This window comes from Streptomyces sp. 351MFTsu5.1 (assembly GCF_000383655.1).
Taxonomy (GTDB): Bacteria; Actinomycetota; Actinomycetes; order Streptomycetales; family Streptomycetaceae; genus Streptomyces; species Streptomyces griseorubiginosus.
Genome location: NZ_KB911789.1, coordinates 168,319 through 184,864 on the forward strand (window position 1 = coordinate 168,319; position 16,546 = coordinate 184,864).

General features: G+C 66.8%; 5 protein-coding genes and 1 pseudogene. 1 reads left to right on the top strand and 5 read right to left on the bottom strand.

Features of this window, described 5'->3' with window-relative positions:
* Positions 1-129: 129 nt before the first annotated feature.
* Both H295_RS0129965 and H295_RS0129970 read right to left on the bottom strand, forming a co-directional pair.
* The gene (locus H295_RS0129965; RefSeq protein ID WP_106960977.1) at positions 130-741 is read right to left on the bottom strand and encodes a hypothetical protein; all 612 of its coding nucleotides are present in this window, start codon (positions 739-741) and stop codon (positions 130-132) included.
* A 20-nt stretch (positions 742-761) separates the two neighbouring features.
* Positions 762-7,400 (bottom strand): polymorphic toxin-type HINT domain-containing protein, encoded by a 6,639-nt coding sequence (locus H295_RS0129970; RefSeq protein ID WP_020139036.1) that lies wholly within the window; start codon positions 7,398-7,400, stop codon positions 762-764.
* Positions 7,401-8,371: 971 nt separating this feature from the next.
* Between H295_RS0129970 and H295_RS43690 the strand changes: the two are divergent.
* Positions 8,372-11,832, top strand: a pseudogene (locus H295_RS43690) (DNRLRE domain-containing protein).
* 47 nt (positions 11,833-11,879) lie between these two features.
* On the opposite strand, the gene H295_RS0129980 reads toward H295_RS43690, so the two are convergent.
* Genes H295_RS0129980 through H295_RS0129990 form a run of 3 tightly spaced genes read right to left on the bottom strand, consistent with a single transcriptional unit; the run spans position 11,880 to position 16,467 of the window.
* Positions 11,880-13,091: an acyltransferase family protein gene (locus tag H295_RS0129980; protein ID WP_020139037.1), complete on the bottom strand. Its 1,212-nt coding sequence runs from the start codon at positions 13,089-13,091 to the stop codon at positions 11,880-11,882.
* A complete protein-coding gene (locus H295_RS0129985) occupies positions 13,088-15,289 on the bottom strand; it encodes a glycosyltransferase (protein ID WP_020139038.1) in 2,202 nt (733 codons plus the stop codon). Before H295_RS0129985 ends, H295_RS0129980 begins: the two co-directional genes overlap by 4 nt.
* Positions 15,289-16,467 (bottom strand): hypothetical protein, encoded by a 1,179-nt coding sequence (locus H295_RS0129990; RefSeq protein WP_234021703.1) that lies wholly within the window; start codon positions 16,465-16,467, stop codon positions 15,289-15,291. Before H295_RS0129990 ends, H295_RS0129985 begins: the two co-directional genes overlap by 1 nt.
* Between the last annotated feature and the right edge of the window lie 79 nt (positions 16,468-16,546).

The window sequence follows — 16,546 nt, forward strand, 5'->3', positions numbered from 1 at the left end:
CTACTGCCGTCACCCACCACAGAAGCCCCGCCAGGACATACCTGGCGGGGCTTCAGATTTGCACAAGCGTACTGCTGTACGGGACCCAGCACCCGGGCCGGATCGACCCCGGCGGGACGCTCAGTGACGTTACGGCCGTCTACCGCTCGGAGGTCCATAGTTGGCGGTCAGGGCTGCGGCGTACTCGTCCGGAACGGTCCTCCCCGCGAAGGTCAGCGGGAGATACGACTCCAGTGCGCCTGACACCTCCAGGAAGGGCCCGAACTGCGCGCGCCATTTGTTCCGTGCGGCCACGTTCGGAAAACCCCGGAAGACTGCAACCTCGGGATCCCTTTCACCCCAACACCCCCACCTTCCGGAAGGTCCAGTCACAGCGATGACGTTCGCAGAGATGGCGATCGACCCCATGATGTCGCCGTCCGGCTCGTGACCGATCGCCGCCCAGTAGTCGTCCATGTCGGCCTCGACGGACAACGACAACGCCGGGTACATCCGATACTCCGGGAGATAGAACGCGTCGCAGTCCGGCTCAAGAACCAGCAGTTCGACGTGCCTGTCCCCATGCCACCGGGCCATCGTGCAGAGCGCCGGCCAGAATTCCGGGGTGAGGACCGCATCGAACTCACAGAACAGCGAGTCCTCCGCACCCTCTTTGAAGACCTGGACAGGCAGTCTGGCATCAAGATCGAAGGTGGCTGCGCTACGGGAGCGAACATCCAGATAGCTGTTGCGATCGATCACTGTCGAACCCGCCTCTGCCATTAGTCCTCACCCAGCCTGATCTTGATGTCGGCCTTCTTAGAACCCGGATTGTAGTAGTCAGCCGTCCACCCCTCGTGGCTGTTCGCCTTCCCGCGAAGGAAATACCTTGCCCCATCCTTCTCGTACATGATGTTCGGGCCCTTGTCGGTGCGAGCCCACCCATTGGCCTCAAGGTTCTTTCCGAACTCCACGGGACCGACGTCCGTCGACTTGTTCAGCATGCGAGCGCCAGGACTAGTGATGTCCTCATATTTTGACGCGGTGGGACAGTTGCTGTTGTGAACAAGTACCGGAGTCTCGCCCGCCAGCACATAGTACGTATGTAGGTCGTCGACTGTGAGGTTGTACGTGCGTGCGTGCCTACTGAAGGCCCGGTTACCGGTTACAACGACGGTGTCGCCCTTGTCGGTCAGCAGGGTCATGCCCGGCTTCAGTGCCCCCGCGTCGACCCAGTCACCCTCGGACGGAGACCAGAACGGGTGCTCGAACGTGGCCGTCAGCTTCTCGATGCCGTCGTCTGTTGCGATGGACAGCTCGCTGAAGTGCTTGTCGTGCTCAGTGATGATGAGTCGCGTGACTTTTCTGGGGCCTGACTCGCCAGTCTTGGGATCCGTGGCCTTGACCTCGTCACCGAGTTCGATCTTCTCGATATCCTTGGTGGTCCCATCGGCCATCAGAACGTCAGTGCCGGCCAGGAAGCACTTGGTGCAGTCGCCTGTCGACCTCCTGGAACTGCCGCCCGCCATGGGTTTTTCAGCAGCACCATGCAACGGGCTGCCCGCCACGGCGCTGACCGCACCGCCATATCCCATTGACATGTTACGGAAGTTCGCCATCACGCCTTGAGGGCACGACTTCATCGCCCAGCAGACGTTCACCCCCCAATACCCCAGCTGGTTGGCTGCCCCCTCTGCATTCGTCCCGTCGGTCAGATAACCCGGCAGACGTCCACTAGTGGACTTGACCGTGTCCACGTAGTTATAAAAGCGCCGGATAAACTCATCGCGTCCACTCCACTCAACTGGAACAGTGACGCCAGGAAATATCTCGGCTGGATTGTAGTTGTAGCTGACCGCCGGGCCATTGCAGTACGAGCACGGCTTCTCCCCCTTGCGCTGCCCGGTATACCCAGCACGCTTCCCGTCTCCGGCCACCGGGTAGCCGTCTCCGCAGATGTCTCGCCGGCACAGGCCCGAGGGGTCACTGAAGCTGACAGGGCTGTTGTTCGAGTACGCGTACCCGTTCATCTGAAGCGGGTCCGCCAGGTCGATGATCGGGTCCGCGGAGAGGAAGCGGCCCGAGGCCTGGTCGTATTCGCGCGCCCCGATATGCGTCAGACCGGTAGCCGCGTCATCAATGCCGACGCCCAGATAACTCCGCTTGTTCGGCCAGCTCGTCGGCTTCGCTCCACGCACATCGCCGTAGGGCTTGAAGTCGCGGCGGGTGACCGGCTGGCCGGTCGACAGGTCGACCGACGTGTTCGCCGTGCCGAGGTTGTCGGAGATCAGGACGCTGAGCTTGTGGCCCGTCGTCGCGCCGTTGGTCGTGGAGCGGACGACCGTGGGTGCGCCCGCCTGGGCGTAGGAACGCGACGCCTTGGTGATGGTGCCGGTCGCGTTCGTCGTCAGTTCCGTCTCGCCCAGGTACAGGGTCGATCCGGACGGCGAGTTCTCCAACAGGCGGTTGCCCGCGGCGTCGTAGACGTACGTCGTCTTGTTGCCGCCGGTGGTGATCGAGTCGAGCTTGTTCTCCTGCGACCAGACGAGGTTCTGGGAGCCGCCGGACAGGGCCCGGACGGTGTTGTTGCCCGTGGTGTCGTAGATGTAGGAGCTGCCCCGGCCCGACGGGTTCGAGCTGATCGTCGTCATGGTGTGGGGCTGGGTCCGGTACGCCGGAGTGGTCGGCGTCGCATCGACCGTCTTGCCGTAGCCGTAGGTGAGCGTGACGTTCTTCGTCGCGTCCGCCGTGTCGTGCTCGGTCATGGTGGCGCGGTTGCCGAGCCAGTCGAAGGTGAACGACTGGCGGTAGGCGGTTGCACCCGTGGAGACGGTCGTGGCGTCCGGAGCGGCGGCCGCAAGCGTCGACTTCAGTGCCGAGTCCGGAGTTGCGGCATCCGTCGACTCGTCGGGAGCGTCGGTGACGGGGCCCGAGGAGGCCGCGGAATCGGTGCGATAGCCCCAGGCGGCACCGCTCGTAGCCTTGCAGCCCGTGCCGTCGCCGCCCGGCGAGACCTTGGACGTCCAGGCATGCACCAGTTCACCCAGCACGTCGTAGGTGAAGCACTGGGTGTCCCAGACCTTGTCCGCCGGGTCACCGAGCTGGCGGCTGCTGGAGGTGATCGTCCCGGAGGTGTCGTAGGAGTAGTAGTTGTCCGCGATGCGGTGCGGGCCGGCCGTCTCGCGGTCCGTGACCGTGCGTTGGAGGCTGCCGTTGAAGGGGTCGACGAAGTTCGTCGTCCAGACACGGTAGGGCTGGGATCCGGAGACGGAGCGCAGTACCTCGCCGTAGGGCGAGTAGGTGGCATCGGCGGTGTACCAGGTCTGGCCGGAGGTCGATTCCGGCAGACCGTCGCCGTTGTAACGGGTGACGACCTTCTCCCGCGCCAGTCCACCTGCCGCGGGCAGCGTGACGGACAGCGGCTTGCCTGTCGGTGTGTACGTGTAGTTGTACGCGTACGTGCCCGAGAGTCCCGTCGTCATCGAGTTGGCCGGGATGACCGTCTCGCTGCCGGTGACGTTGTACTCGGCGTCGTAGCCGGTGACGCGGCTGACGTAATCACCGGTGTCGGTGTGCCGCTTGGAGGAGAGCGGCTGCCCGATGCCGCCGGGCGCTTCGTCGTAGGTGTACTCCTTGACCGGGGTGGCGGTCGTCGAGCCCTGCCGCACCTTCAGAACGCGTCCGAGGATGTCGTACTCGGTGTAGGTGTGCAGGCCGAGGTCGCTCCGCACGTGATTGGGGCGGTCGGCCGAGTCGTACCAGGTGTCTGTGGTGCCGGTGTCGGGATCCGTCGTGGACGTCACCCTGCCTCGGGCGTCGTAGATGTACAGCCACGTGTTGCCGGCCGGATCGGTGACCTTGGAGCGGTTGCCCCTCGCGTCGTAGTCGTACGTGGTCAGACGGCCCGCGTCGGAGTTGCCCTGGGTGTAGTGCTTCAGCATGGTGGGGCGGCCGAGGGCGTCGTAGGCGGTCCACGTCTTCGGCAGGGTCGAGCCCGCCGGGTCCACGAACGTGGAGGAGCGGCCGTACGACGTGTAGTTCGCGTACTTGTACTGGTCGCCCTGGTAGACCTGCGACCGTACTTCGCGTTCCAGGCCGTCGTAGCGGTATTCGGTCCAGGAGGGGAACAGCCATTTCGACTTCGGGGCGAACAGAACCGCCTCGGGTTCGCCCTTCGCCAGATAGCCCCCCGTCTTCTCCTGCACGAGGCCGTGGTCGTCGTACTTGGTGTCCACGATGATGCGGCCGGGGCCATGCGCCTCAGACTGCTGCTGGACCTCCCGCCCCAGACCGTCGTACAGGGTGATGTTCGCGGCGTAGGAACCGTCGTCCTTCAGGGTCTTGACGGTCACCGCCGCCGGGCTGTTCTTCGTGCTCGTTGCGATGGCCGCCTGGTAGGCGATCTGCACGTTCGGCGACTGTCCCGCACCTGAACGGGACGGGGACCAGCCCTTCACCAGGCGGCCGAGAGCGTCGTATTCGGTGCGGGTGACACGGCCGTTGGGGTCCGTCACCGTGAGAGGGAGACCACGCCCCGGGTCGTAGGTCGTTATGGTCTCGTAGTCCTTGGCGTCGTAGGACCTCACTTCGGTGACCGGACCACCCTCGTCGGCCGGGGTGTACTTGGTCTCCGTCGTGCCCTTGCCTGGAGACGTGACGGTACGGACCCTGCCCAGCGGGTCGTAGGTCGTCGTGACCACTGACGAGTACGCCGTGCCGGCACCGTCGATCTCGGCCTTCGACGTGACCATGCCCCTGGGCGGCACCGCTCCGTAGGAGAGATCGTCGTAGCTGAACCGAACGGCCGACTTGAGTTTGGTGGCCGGATCCGCCGTGTCGTGCGCAGCACACGAAGTGCCCGTGCTGCGCTGCTCCTTCGGCAGCCCGATCAGCCACGCCGTGGTGTTGTGGAGGTACGACGTCTTGGTGCACGTCTGGTCGGAGAGGATCTCGGCGGTGCCGTTGGGCGTGACGACAGCCGTCTCGATCTGCTCGGGCAGTCCGTAGGTGTCATCGACCGTGGTGAGCGTGCGCACGGCGCGCCACCCCGAGTCCAGGGTCTGGATCTCGTCCGTTCGCTTGACACCGGTGCGGTGAGCGAGCAGCGGGTCCGCGGTGGTGCCGTCCTCGTTCTCGCGGGCTCGGGAGGCTGTCTGCTGCGACCACGGGAAGCTGAGGCTGCGGTTGAGAACCTCGCCGTTGGAGTCGCGATAGGTGATCGTCTCCGCGGCCATGCCCGCGTACTGCGGTGCGTCTTCCGCGGTGAGCGTGTACGTACCGGTGGAGTCCTTCACCGCACCGCCGACGCCCTGGAGGTAGCGGGTCATGGAGAGGGACTGGGACGGCGCCTCTCCGACCTCGGACACGACCATGTGGCCCTTGGTGACCTTCACCTGCCGATAGCCGCGCCAATCGCTGTAGGTGCGCAGTGCGGGGCGGGTGAACTCATCGTCGTTCTTGGCCCAGGCCGATCCTGAGTATTCGTACTCCGTGGTGACCGGCTCTCCTCGGGAGGTGACCTTGTCTGTCTCGATCACCTTCTCGACGACGTACTTGTTGAACCAAGCCTTGGCAGGAGTCTTTTCGTCACCGTCAGGAGACCAGCGCACCGGGAAGCAGGTGCCGTTGCTCCTTTCCTTGTCCTCCGTGGGCTCAGTGGCGCAGCCGCCCGTGTACTCGACCTGGATGTCCCCACCGTTCTCCGTGGAGACGCTCCCGATGCGCGGGCGAGTGAAGCCGGGACGCTGGTCGCTCTTGTTCTTCAGCACCAGGTTCGGCAGTTGGCGGTCCTGGAGCCGGCCCTGCAGGGGCGAGGAGGAACCGACCGTGTACTGCGCGAAACTCACGCCGGAGTCGGACTGCACGGTGCCAGTCGTGTCTCCGGGCGCGTAGCCGGTGCGGGTGATGGAGTTGAGCCAGAGACCGGGGGCGGTGTCGTACCAGCCCTCGGGGAAGGACTGACGAAGCGTGTACTTGTCGACCGGGCCCATGACCGCCTGGCCCGCGCGAGCCGCCTTCGTCGTGACCGTGTCCAGGCGCATCTGCGTCCAGAAAGACGGAAACGCTTGGCACATCTTTGACGTGGACTTGCAGTTGAGGTTGCCGGGGGTGTCCCACCAGGGACGGTAGGCGCCCGGGTCGTCGGTCTTGGCGAAGTTGGCCGAGGCGCAGGCCGTTTCCGACTTGAGGCAGCGCTGCTTGACGCCGAAGTTCACGATCGCCGACGGCTTGGTCAGACCTTCAGGCCGCATGCCGTACTCGATGGACTCCGGGTAGGCATAACGGTCGTACTGCTCAGGTGACTTGAACTTCTCGCGAACGGCGTAGTAGTTGGACTCCTGCTTCCAGTTGACGATCATCGTGTTGCCGTTGACGTCGACGACCTTGTCCAGACCCCAGCGCCAAGCCTGCTGTTTCCCGGCGCCGCAGCGGGAGTCGGCGAAGGCCGTGGCGTGGCACGGCTCACCCTCGTGGTTACCGAAGACCGGGACGGTGGAGACGGAGTCGGTGGTCGCATGGCCTCCGCCCACGGTGTTCTGGCCGTAGTAGTACTGGGTGCCGTCGGTGGTGGTGACTACCCAGTACTCGCCGTTGTTGTCGTCGTTCGTGCCGCCCACGCGGTGTTCGACCCGGGTACCGTCGTCCTGTTGCGGACGGTAGACCTCGGTGTCCTTGTCGGGGTTGCTTCCGGACGCCGCGTCCCGGACCAGCTCAGTGGTCTTGCCGCCCAGTGACATCACCGCGTTGTACGACACCCAGCACAGGTCGGACGTCTTGTCCTTCTTGGCCGTGTTGTTGGGAGTTCCAGCCTTGAGTGTCTTGCGGTCGTCCTGGCAGGTGCGGTAGCGGCGCTCGATGTAGCCGGGGTCGTACGACCAGCCTTCACCGATCCAGGAGGCCTGGGGCGAGGCGACGGAGGTGCGGCCGTCCACGGTCTGCGAGCTGTACTCGAAGGAGATCTTGGGAGTCGGTCCCGCCGGTGGGTCCGGGACGGTGAGGGGGTAGGACCAGTTGAACGCGCCCGATGATCCACCAGCCGTCCACTTGCCGTCCGAGGAAAGCGGTGTCGCCTTGAAGGTGCCACCGCCGCCTGTTCCGGAATCGACAGCGCCGATCACCGCCGTGCCACTGCCGGCAGTGGCGATCGGTGTCGCCTTTCGGTAAGCCGCCTGGATGACACCGGAGGTCGACGGCTTCACAGACCTCGCCGAGGCAGGTGTCACCGTGCTGTCGGCTGCGGGGTCGACCGTGGCCGTGAGCGATGCCGACGCCGTGTCGTTCGTGGTCTCCAGTTCCTCGTACGCCTGGCATGCCTCGTCGTCGGGCGTGTCCAGATAGCAGTCCGGGAACTGTACGAAGTGGAGGCGGGATGCCCAGTCGGCGCCGTAGAGGTTCTCGAACTTGGCGTAGTCGAGCTTCACAGAGACTGGAACCGCTCCGCCGGCGGGGGCTTCCACGACGATGACGGCACCGTCGGCGCCCTGGCCCAACGCAGTATCGCGCCGCGAAACCATGACCTGCCATATGCCTGTCGGTGCAGACTGACCCACTGCCTGACCGAGGCTCACCGGCAAGGTACCGGCAGGCTTCATGCCCACTTGCTGCGCTGCTTGTGCTGCGGTTCGGGCCGAGGCCGACGTAATGGGCGAATTGAAGTCGACCTGCGCCGATCCGGCGGGGGCCGTGACAGTGTCGGCAGGCGCTTCAAGCCGGTCCTTGGGCACCTTGGCGCGCAACGTCGAGCGGTCCAGGCTGAAGTCTTCACCCGGGATCGGCTCTTCCTTCTCGAGTTTCTCCAGGGTGAGCGTCTCCCGCCCGATCTCCGCCTTCGCCGGATCCGGGGGAAGGGCAATGGCCTGTGCGGGCAGCAGTCCGATCAGCAGCGCCGCGGCCGTGACCGGAACAGCAGTGCGTGCCAGACGGCGCTTGCGAGCATGCGAAAGTCGATCGAACACGACCAGGTCCCCCCGGACCACTTGAAGCGGGACCGGTGAAGGACCACGCGTGACGACTTATCAGAGAGCATAGATTCTGTGATCACTCTGTGAAAAAACGCCAGATGTGACGGATCAATGTGATGATCGTCATCGTGCGTAACGCATTATTACACTGCGAACATACTTGAAAGCGCGATTTTGCTTTACGCGGGATTGACTTCCCCTTTATCTCCCATTGGGAAAATTAGCCTCATTTACGACATAAGGCTTTCCGAAGCGGTCAAATTGCCCTGTTTCAGGATTGTTTGCGAGCGGACACATGGGGCGCGCGACGCTCTCTCCGGCACAGGGCATCCCCGCAGCAGAGGCAGTCCCGGAGATCTCCACAGGGTGACGACAGTTCCCCCATAGGTCATCATCGGCTGGCCACACGAGGGGGAAGGGGAACCCGCCCGATGACGCACAACCGGCGTCGCCTGCCCGGCCGTCGGGCCGGAGCGGCACTGCTCGCCGCCGCGGTCACCACGAGCGGAATCGTCTACGCCGGCTTCCGGCTGACCGACGACGCTCACGACGACAGGGCCCGCGACCGAAGCGCTCCGACGGTCAGTGAATCCGTCGCGCTCACCCAGGCCGCGAGGACGGGGAAGTCCGTCGAGGTGACCGCGGCTCGCACCGCACGCTCCACCACCTGGGCCCGGCCCGACGGCCAGATGGCGAAGCAGCTGTACTCCTCCCCGATCCGAGCCAAGGTGGACGGCGAGTGGAAGAGGATCGACCCGAACCTGCGGCGCACTGCGCAGGGTTGGGAGCCGAAGGCCACCAACACGCGGATGGTGTTCTCCGCCGGGTCGCAGGAGCGCGGCGAAGAGCGCTCTTCCCGTTCAACCACGCACCGCATCTCCCTGGTCAAATCCGCCACCGCCGACGCCGGGACGCCGTTGGCCACGCTCCACGTCGGCAACAACGGGGAGCACACGATCCAGCTCACCTGGCCGGGCCCCATACCGACGCCGATCGTCGACGGCAATCGCATCCTGTACCCGGAGATCTTCCCGGGCGGCGACCTGGTGCTGACCGCGGACGACGACGGTTTCGGCCAGACCCTCGTGGTGAAGAACCGGCAGGCCGCGTCCGATCCGCACGTTCAGCAGATGACATACGGCCTGCACTCCAACAATCTTTCCTTCCGCTTGGATCCGCTGTCAGGGATGCTCAGCGCGGTGAACCTCTCCAACGATGAGGTCGCTGTCTCCCCTACCCCGCTGATGTGGGACAGCAGCGGATCCCCCGCCGTCACCGACGGACAGGTGGGTGCCACGGCCCAACCGACCGAGGCTGAATCGCCGGATCCGACCGACTCACCGACCGAGACGCCCTCGGACACGGCAAGCCCGACAGAGGAAGAAGTAGAGTCCGACGAGCAGAAGGACACCGACGTCGAGGTTCTCCCCTCCGCCAGCGACGGTCCCGGACCCTCTGTTTCGGAGTCTCCCCTGCCCTCTGCGCCGGCCGAGCCGACCCCGGCGCCATCCCAGACTGGTTCCGGTGCGTCGCTGAGCCTGTCGGCCCTGGATGGCCCCTCACCCGACTCGCGCGGTGATCTGGTGAAAGCCGGTCTGTCCCCAGGCCAGTGGACTCTCACGCCGGATCAGGACTTCCTCAACGATCCAGCCACGGTCTATCCGGTTTTCATCGACCCCTCGGTGAAGAAGCAGATGCAAAGCTGGACCACCGCCTACGACCGCCACCCCAAGGCCACGTTCTACAACGGCAAGGGTTTCAACAAGGGCGGTACGCACGAAGCGCGGGTCGGCTTCGAGTCCGACACCTGGGGCACGTCACGGTCGTTCTTCAACATGACGTTCGACAAGGACCTCAAGGGCACGAAGATCACAACAGCCACGCTGTACCTGCTGGAGACGTATTCCTGGTCCTGCCAGGCCCGCTCCATGAGCGTGCACCTGACGAGCGAGATCAACGCGCACACGAACTGGGACAACGCTCCCGAGCTCCATGACGGCAACAAGCTGAGCACCAAGAGCTTCGCGCACGGCTACAAGTCCGGCTGCCGCGACGCCTACGAAAAATTCGATGTGCGAAAGGGCGCACAGAAGCGAGCCGACAAGGGGGCGGACTCGATCACCTTCGGGATGCGGGCACGGGATGAGGACTCCCAGTACGCGTGGAAGAAGTTCGTGGCCGACGGCCCCGATCACCCACCCGTGCTCGAACTCGTCTACAACCGCAAACCATCGATCGTCACCGACTCCCTGGACCTCGGCCCGGGCGGCAAGTGCACCACCACGAAACCCTATGTCCGCATGGGCTCCGGCGATCTGGCCTTCACCGCCAAGGCCACGGACAAGGACAAGAACCTCGACTTCTTCGACTTCGACCTGTGGGAGATGGGAAAGTGGGATGAGACCGGCGATCTGCTGAAGTCGACCGGCAGGATCCAACTAGGCAACAACCTCGGCACGGCATTGAGCACCACCAGCGGATTCGCCACCAGCAAGCTCAAGAATGGCGCCACATACTCCTGGCGAGTGCAGATATTCGACGACGCGGGCAGCACCTCGGGCTGGTACCCGAAGACACCGTGCCGCTTCGTCCTCGACACCACAGCCCCGCGCCCCCCCGTGGTGACGTCCACCGACTTCCCGAACGCGGACGCCAGCCAGAACGGCTTCGGCAGCGGCGGTGAGGACTCAAAGTGGTCCGTAAAGAAGTTCGGCACCGCCGGCAGCTTCTCCGTGCGTGCCGTGAACACCGACGTCGTGCGCTACGAGTACGGCTACAACTCACCCGCCTACTCAGGCAACGTGCCACGCGTCAACGGCACGGACATCAGCGTCTTCGGGACCATCAGCAACGCCAAACCCCCGCCGCCGGACCCAACGTGCTCTACGTCCGAACTGTCGACGGTGCCGGCAACGTCTCCGAGCCCACCAAGTACTTCTTCTACGTCACACCACGCGACGAGGCCGACAAGCCCGGCGACTTCACCGGTGACCAGTTCCCGGACATGATGGTCGTCACCGACGAGGGCAATCTCGCGCTGTACCCCTCCGAGGCGACGACGACCGATGCGGCCAAGGGCTCGGGCGACCTCAACTACTCGATGCCCGGGGCCTACTGGCCGAATCCCGACAAGGATCCCAACGGCAACGACGATTTGCCGCCCTACGTCGCAGCCCCGAAGGGCCACTTCCAGGGCGCCCTGATCACCCACAACGGTGACATCTACGGCGGGGACGGCCTCCAGGACCTCGTCGTCCGCGTGGGCGGCAAGCTCTGGGTCTATCCGAGCGACGGCTACGGAGCGGTGAACATCGACAGACGGCAGGAGATCCTGCTGCCGTCCAGCGCCCCGAGCCCTTCCACCCTGACCCAGATCATGGCCGCCGGGGACATCACGGGCGACGGCCGCACCGACTTCTTCGCCACGGCCGGCGACTCGCTGTGGGCCTTCACCGGATACCACGGTGCGACGGTCGACCAGGCAGTCCTGCTGTCCGGTGGGTGGACCAACCGTGACCTGGTGACCGTCATGGACGTCAGCGGGGACGGCGTCGCCGACATGATCTACCGCACCGACTCGTCCGGGCGCCTTCTGCTCCGCAAGGGAATCGCCGCGAGCGGAGGAGGGACCGACCTCAACTCCCTGGCCTCCGCCGCGAACTCCTCGGGCAAGACCGACACCGAGTACGGCGCCTCCGGCTGGTTCACCACCGACGTTCCACTGCTGATGGGCACACCTGACGCCAACAGTGACGGCATCCCCGACATCTGGGCCGTAACGGCCAACGGTGCCGTGCGATTCCATCCAGGGAGCAAGACCGTACTGTCGGGCTCTGGCACCCAGGTCATCAACCCGAACACGTACTGGCCGCTCAGGCAGTCCATCGGATGACACGGCCGGGCTCCGCTTCCCGCATTGGGGAGCGGAGCCCGGAGCCGTCAGGATCCGTCTGCCGAACTCGCCGCATGCCGGACCCGGCCCCGCCGCGAACCGTTCGGCCACAAGCGAGGCCGTCGCTTCGCCGCCAGGTCCTCGATCCATCCGAAGGCCACGATCGCCACCCCGATCAGCGGCCACACCAGGACGAACATCCACAGCATGTCCGTCGCGTCCAGCGCCGCCACCGCGCGGTCGCTCTGCATGAAGGGGAGGTTGTAGGCCTGGTCGATGATCGGGACCGTGGCCATGATGAGCAGGTTGTGCCAGAGGTAGATCGTGACGGCACGGTTGTTGGAGAGGGTGACCAGCTTGTCCCAGCGGGCCAGGCGGCCCGGAAGTTCCTGCCAGGACGGGGAGTACTGGAGGAGGATCACCACGAAACCGAAGGACCAGGCCGCCTGGGCCAGCGGGATGTCGTTCAGGTCCCAGCCGTCGGGGCCCTGGTGGCCGGACGCCCACCACAGACCGAACGCCATCACCAGCACCGAGCCGGAGACGGCGAGATAGCGCGGGACCTTCGCCAGCACTCCCTCGTGGTGGGCGAAACCGAGCACCCAGCAGCTGCCGTAGACCGCGAAGTCGGTGACCGCGTTGCCGAGTTCGCCGGGGATGGTCACCCAGCCCGTGCCCACCACCGCCGCCAGCGCCAGCGGAGCGAGCAGCGTCGCCCAGGGCACCCTGCGGAACGCCCACAGCAGCAGCGGTGACAGGAGCACGAACCACAGGTAGGCGCGGAGGTACCAGAGCGGGCCCACCGCCTGGTCAGCCCACGTGCTCTCCAGCAGGTCCTTCGGGAAGCCGACCTCCAAGGGGTACGGCGGCGCCCCGACCGGCATGACGTAGTTCACCAGCTCCAGCAGGCCCCAGGTGCCGCTGTGGTCCGGGTCCTCGGACAACTTCCAGCCGCCCGCGAACATCAGCGGCAGCACCACCGCGCTGAACGCCCAGAGGGGAGGCAGCAGTCGGCGGAGCCTGCCCCTGATCACGCCCAGCGCCGGGCGGTTCAGCGACCGTGCCATCAGTGAGCCCGCCAGCGCGAACATCACGCCCATCGACGGGAACAGCACGGTCAGCCACGCCCAGCCGAAGAGGTGGTACAGGACCACCCGGACCAGGGCGAGGGAGCGGAGAAGGTCGAGATAGCGGTCCCGGCCGGGTGCCTTCGGGGCCGCGGCCGCCTCCCGCTGACCGGTTGCGTAGTCCTGCGTCATCCCACCGGCCTCCGCTCGTCGCTCTCACTGCTGGCCCGCGGGCTCGGCACCGGCCCGCCCGGCGCCTCCACGACCCCCGTGCGTCGCAGCTTCTGCCAGCGCAGGCGGCCGCCGGTGAGGGCCGTGATCCAGGACTGGAGCAGCACCACGTACATGAGCTGGCGGTACAGGATCTGCTGCAACGGCAGAGAGATCAGGTGGGTCATGCGTTCGCGGTCGAGCCGGAACGCGTAGGCGGCGCAGACCACTTGGATCGCGAGGACGCCCAGCCAGGCCACGATCGTCTTCTGGGTCGGGCCGAACACCACGCCGTAGAGGAGGAACACGTCGATCAGGGGGGCCAGCAAAGGGGCCACGACCATGAAGAGCGAAACCAGCGGGAGGCCCACGCGGCCGAAACGGCCCGACGGGCCCCGCTCCACCAGCGCGCCCCGGTGCTTCCAGATCGCCTGCATGGTGCCGTACGACCACCGGTAGCGCTGCGACCAGAGCTGTTGGACCGACTCCGGTGCCTCGGTCCAGGCCCGCGCCTTCTCGGCGTAGACCACGCGCCAGCCGTCCCGGTGCATGGCCATGGTGATGTCGGTGTCCTCGGCGAGCGTGTCCTCGCTCATGCCGCCGACGCGTTCCAGGGCGGAGCGGCGGAAGGCTCCCACCGCGCCCGGGATCGTCGGCATGCAGCGCAGGATGTCGTACATCCGGCGGTCGAGGTTGAAGCCCATCACGTACTCGATGTGCTGCCAGGCGCCGATGAGCGAGTCCCGGTTGCCGACCTTGGCGTTGCCGGCGACGGCGCCCACGCGCGGGTCACCGAAGGGCTGCACCAGCTCGCGGACCGTGGACGGTTCGAAGACGGTGTCGCCGTCCATCATCACGATGATGTCGTGACGGGCGTTCGCCAGGCCGCGGTTGAGGGCGGCCGGCTTGCCCGCGTTGAGCTGGCGGACCACCCGGACGTTGGGCAGGCCCATCGCCTCGACGATCCGGGCGGTGCCGTCGCTGGACCCGTCGTCGATGACGAGCACCTCGATCGGGTGCTCGCTCGCCATCAGGGAACGGACGGTGTTCTCGATGCACTTGGCCTCGTTGTACGCCGGGACCAGCACCGAGACCGGCTGCACCACCGGCTCTCCCCAGCGGAAGCCCTTGCGGCGCACCCGGCGCGCGTGGATGCCCGACAGCAGCAGCATCAGCACGAAGCGGCCGATGACCAGGGAGCCGATGATCGCGAGCCCGACCACCAGGACGTCGGTGATCTGCTCGGAGGCCTGGACCAGGAAGATCCACGCCTTGCCCTTCCACAGCTCGGGCCCGGTGACCGTGGTGTGCGCGCTGGGCGCGTCGAGGGCCTCGGTGAGGTTGTCGAACCGGTAGCCCCTGGCCGCCATGTCCGGCAGGAACCGGTCCAGCGCCTGAACGGTCTGGTGGCGGTCGCCGCCGGAGTCGTGCATCAGGACGATCGCACCCTTGCCGTTCTTCGGCGTGGCATTGCTGATGATCTTGCGGACGCCGGGCTTCTGCCAGTCCTCGCTGTCGGTGTTGTTGACGACGGTGATGTAGCCGCGGGTGCCGATGTACTCGGTGACCGGCCAGGACCTGTCGTCCATGGCGTCGGCGAAGGAGGAGTACGGCGGACGGAAGAGAGACGTGCGGATGCCTGCCGCGCCGGCGAGCGCGAGCTGGTTCTGGGACAGCTCCCAGTCGATGCGCTTCTTCGACTGGAACGACAGGTCGGGGTGGTTGAAGGTGTGCAGGCCGATCTCATGGCCCTCGTCGACCATGCGCCTGACCAGGTCCGGGTAGCGGGAGCTCATGGTGCCGGTGACGAAGAAGACGGCGTGCGCGTGGTGCTTCTTGAGGACGTCCAGGACCTTGGGGGTCCAGGTCGGGTCCGGGCCGTCGTCGAAGGTGAGCACGATCCGGTGGTCCGGGATCTTCAGGCTGGTCGCCCCGCCGCCGCGGGTGTCGATCACCGGCCCGCCGTCGATGATCTTCTCCGGCACCTTGTCGGAGGAGGCCTCGGGCTGGATGCGGTGGTCGGCGAGGATCTCGCTGTGGACGTACCCGCGCAGCATCAGCATCGCCATCAGGGCGACGAGTACGAGCACGGGCAGCAGCAGGCGCATGGGCAGGCGGCGGCGCCGGGAGCCGACGGGGGCACCGTGTGCGGCCCCCGTACGGCGGGTGCGGGATGCCATCAGAGGATGTTCTCCGGGGACGGGGAAGAGAGCGGGGCGTCGGAGGGCCCGGCGGGAGACGAGCCGGCGGGCGGCACCGAGGCCGGCGGGGTGTCCGACGCGATGGGCGAGGGCGCGGCCGGGCCGTCGGCCACCGTGCCGGGTCCGGCGCTGTCGCCGCCCGTGGTCTGGGTCGGGGCCACCGTCGGGTCGGGGCTGGTGGTCGCGGGCGGGGTGACCGTCGGGCTGGCCGGCGGGGTGGCCGACGGCGTCGGCTGGGCCGACGGGTCGGCGCTGACCGACGGGTTGACGCCCGGCTGCGTGGCCGGTGCCGACGGATCGGCGGACGCCCCCGGCCTGGCCGGGCTCACGACGACACCCGGCGCGGTGCCGCTGACTCCGGGCACCGGGGTCGCCCCGCCGCTCACCGTCGGGACGGTCCCGGGAAGCACTCCCACGGGCAGGGCCGGATCCGCCGACTCGGCCGGGACCGGGCTGGTGTCGACCTTCCCGGCCGGGGCGTCGTCCTTCGGGCCGGTCACCGGCAGCCAGGGCGCGTTGGAGTTGCCGGACAGCAGGGTGACGACGATGACGACGGCGTAGACCGCGCAGGCGAGGCCGACGGCCATGCCGATCCGGCGGAAGCGGCGGCTGCGGCGGCCCGACTCGTCGACGAAGACCGGCCCGTCGGAGCCCTCGGAGCCGCTCTCGCCCCCGGCCCCGCCGCCCTCGATCCGGCCCTCCCCGTTCACGCTGACCGCGTCGAGCTGCACGGTCACCTCGTGCGGGTCATGGGCGTGCCCGGCACCGCTGCCGGACTCGTCCCACGGGTCCCGCACGACGGGCTTGACACCGGGCGCCTGCGGTTGCGGTTGCACAGTCGGCGTGTCGCGGGACGGCTCCGAACGTACGGCAGGCTCCGGACGCACGGCCGGCGGCGGGCCCGGCGGCTTGGACAGGGTCCGGATACGGTCCGCCGCTCTGGGCGCCCCGGGGAAGTCCGGCTTGTCACCGGCGTCGAAGCCGGCCTTGCCGTCGGCGTCGAGGAGACCGCTTCTCGCGGCTCCGGTTTCCTCGGTCGGGCGGACGTCACCGCTCTCCGGGAACGCCTGGGCGGCCCCCTTCGCCAGAGGTATGTCCTGAGTCCCTGATGCAGCCTCGGGCCATTCCGGTTGGGCGTCTTCTCGCCACTTTTTCACGCGCACGCACATCCCCCCACGGGACCGTTCCGGGTGCGCGTATGCCTTGAGCACCAGCCGGCCGAACCGGGCCCCCACC

What these genes read in the sequence shown, in the direction of transcription:
- H295_RS0129980 (WP_020139037.1), bottom strand. Translation starts at nt 13,091, where the DNA reads ATGACGCAGGACTACGCAACCGGTCAGCGGGAGGCGGCCGCGGCCCCG.
- H295_RS0129985 (WP_020139038.1), bottom strand. Translation starts at nt 15,289, where the DNA reads ATGGCATCCCGCACCCGCCGTACGGGGGCCGCACACGGTGCCCCCGTC.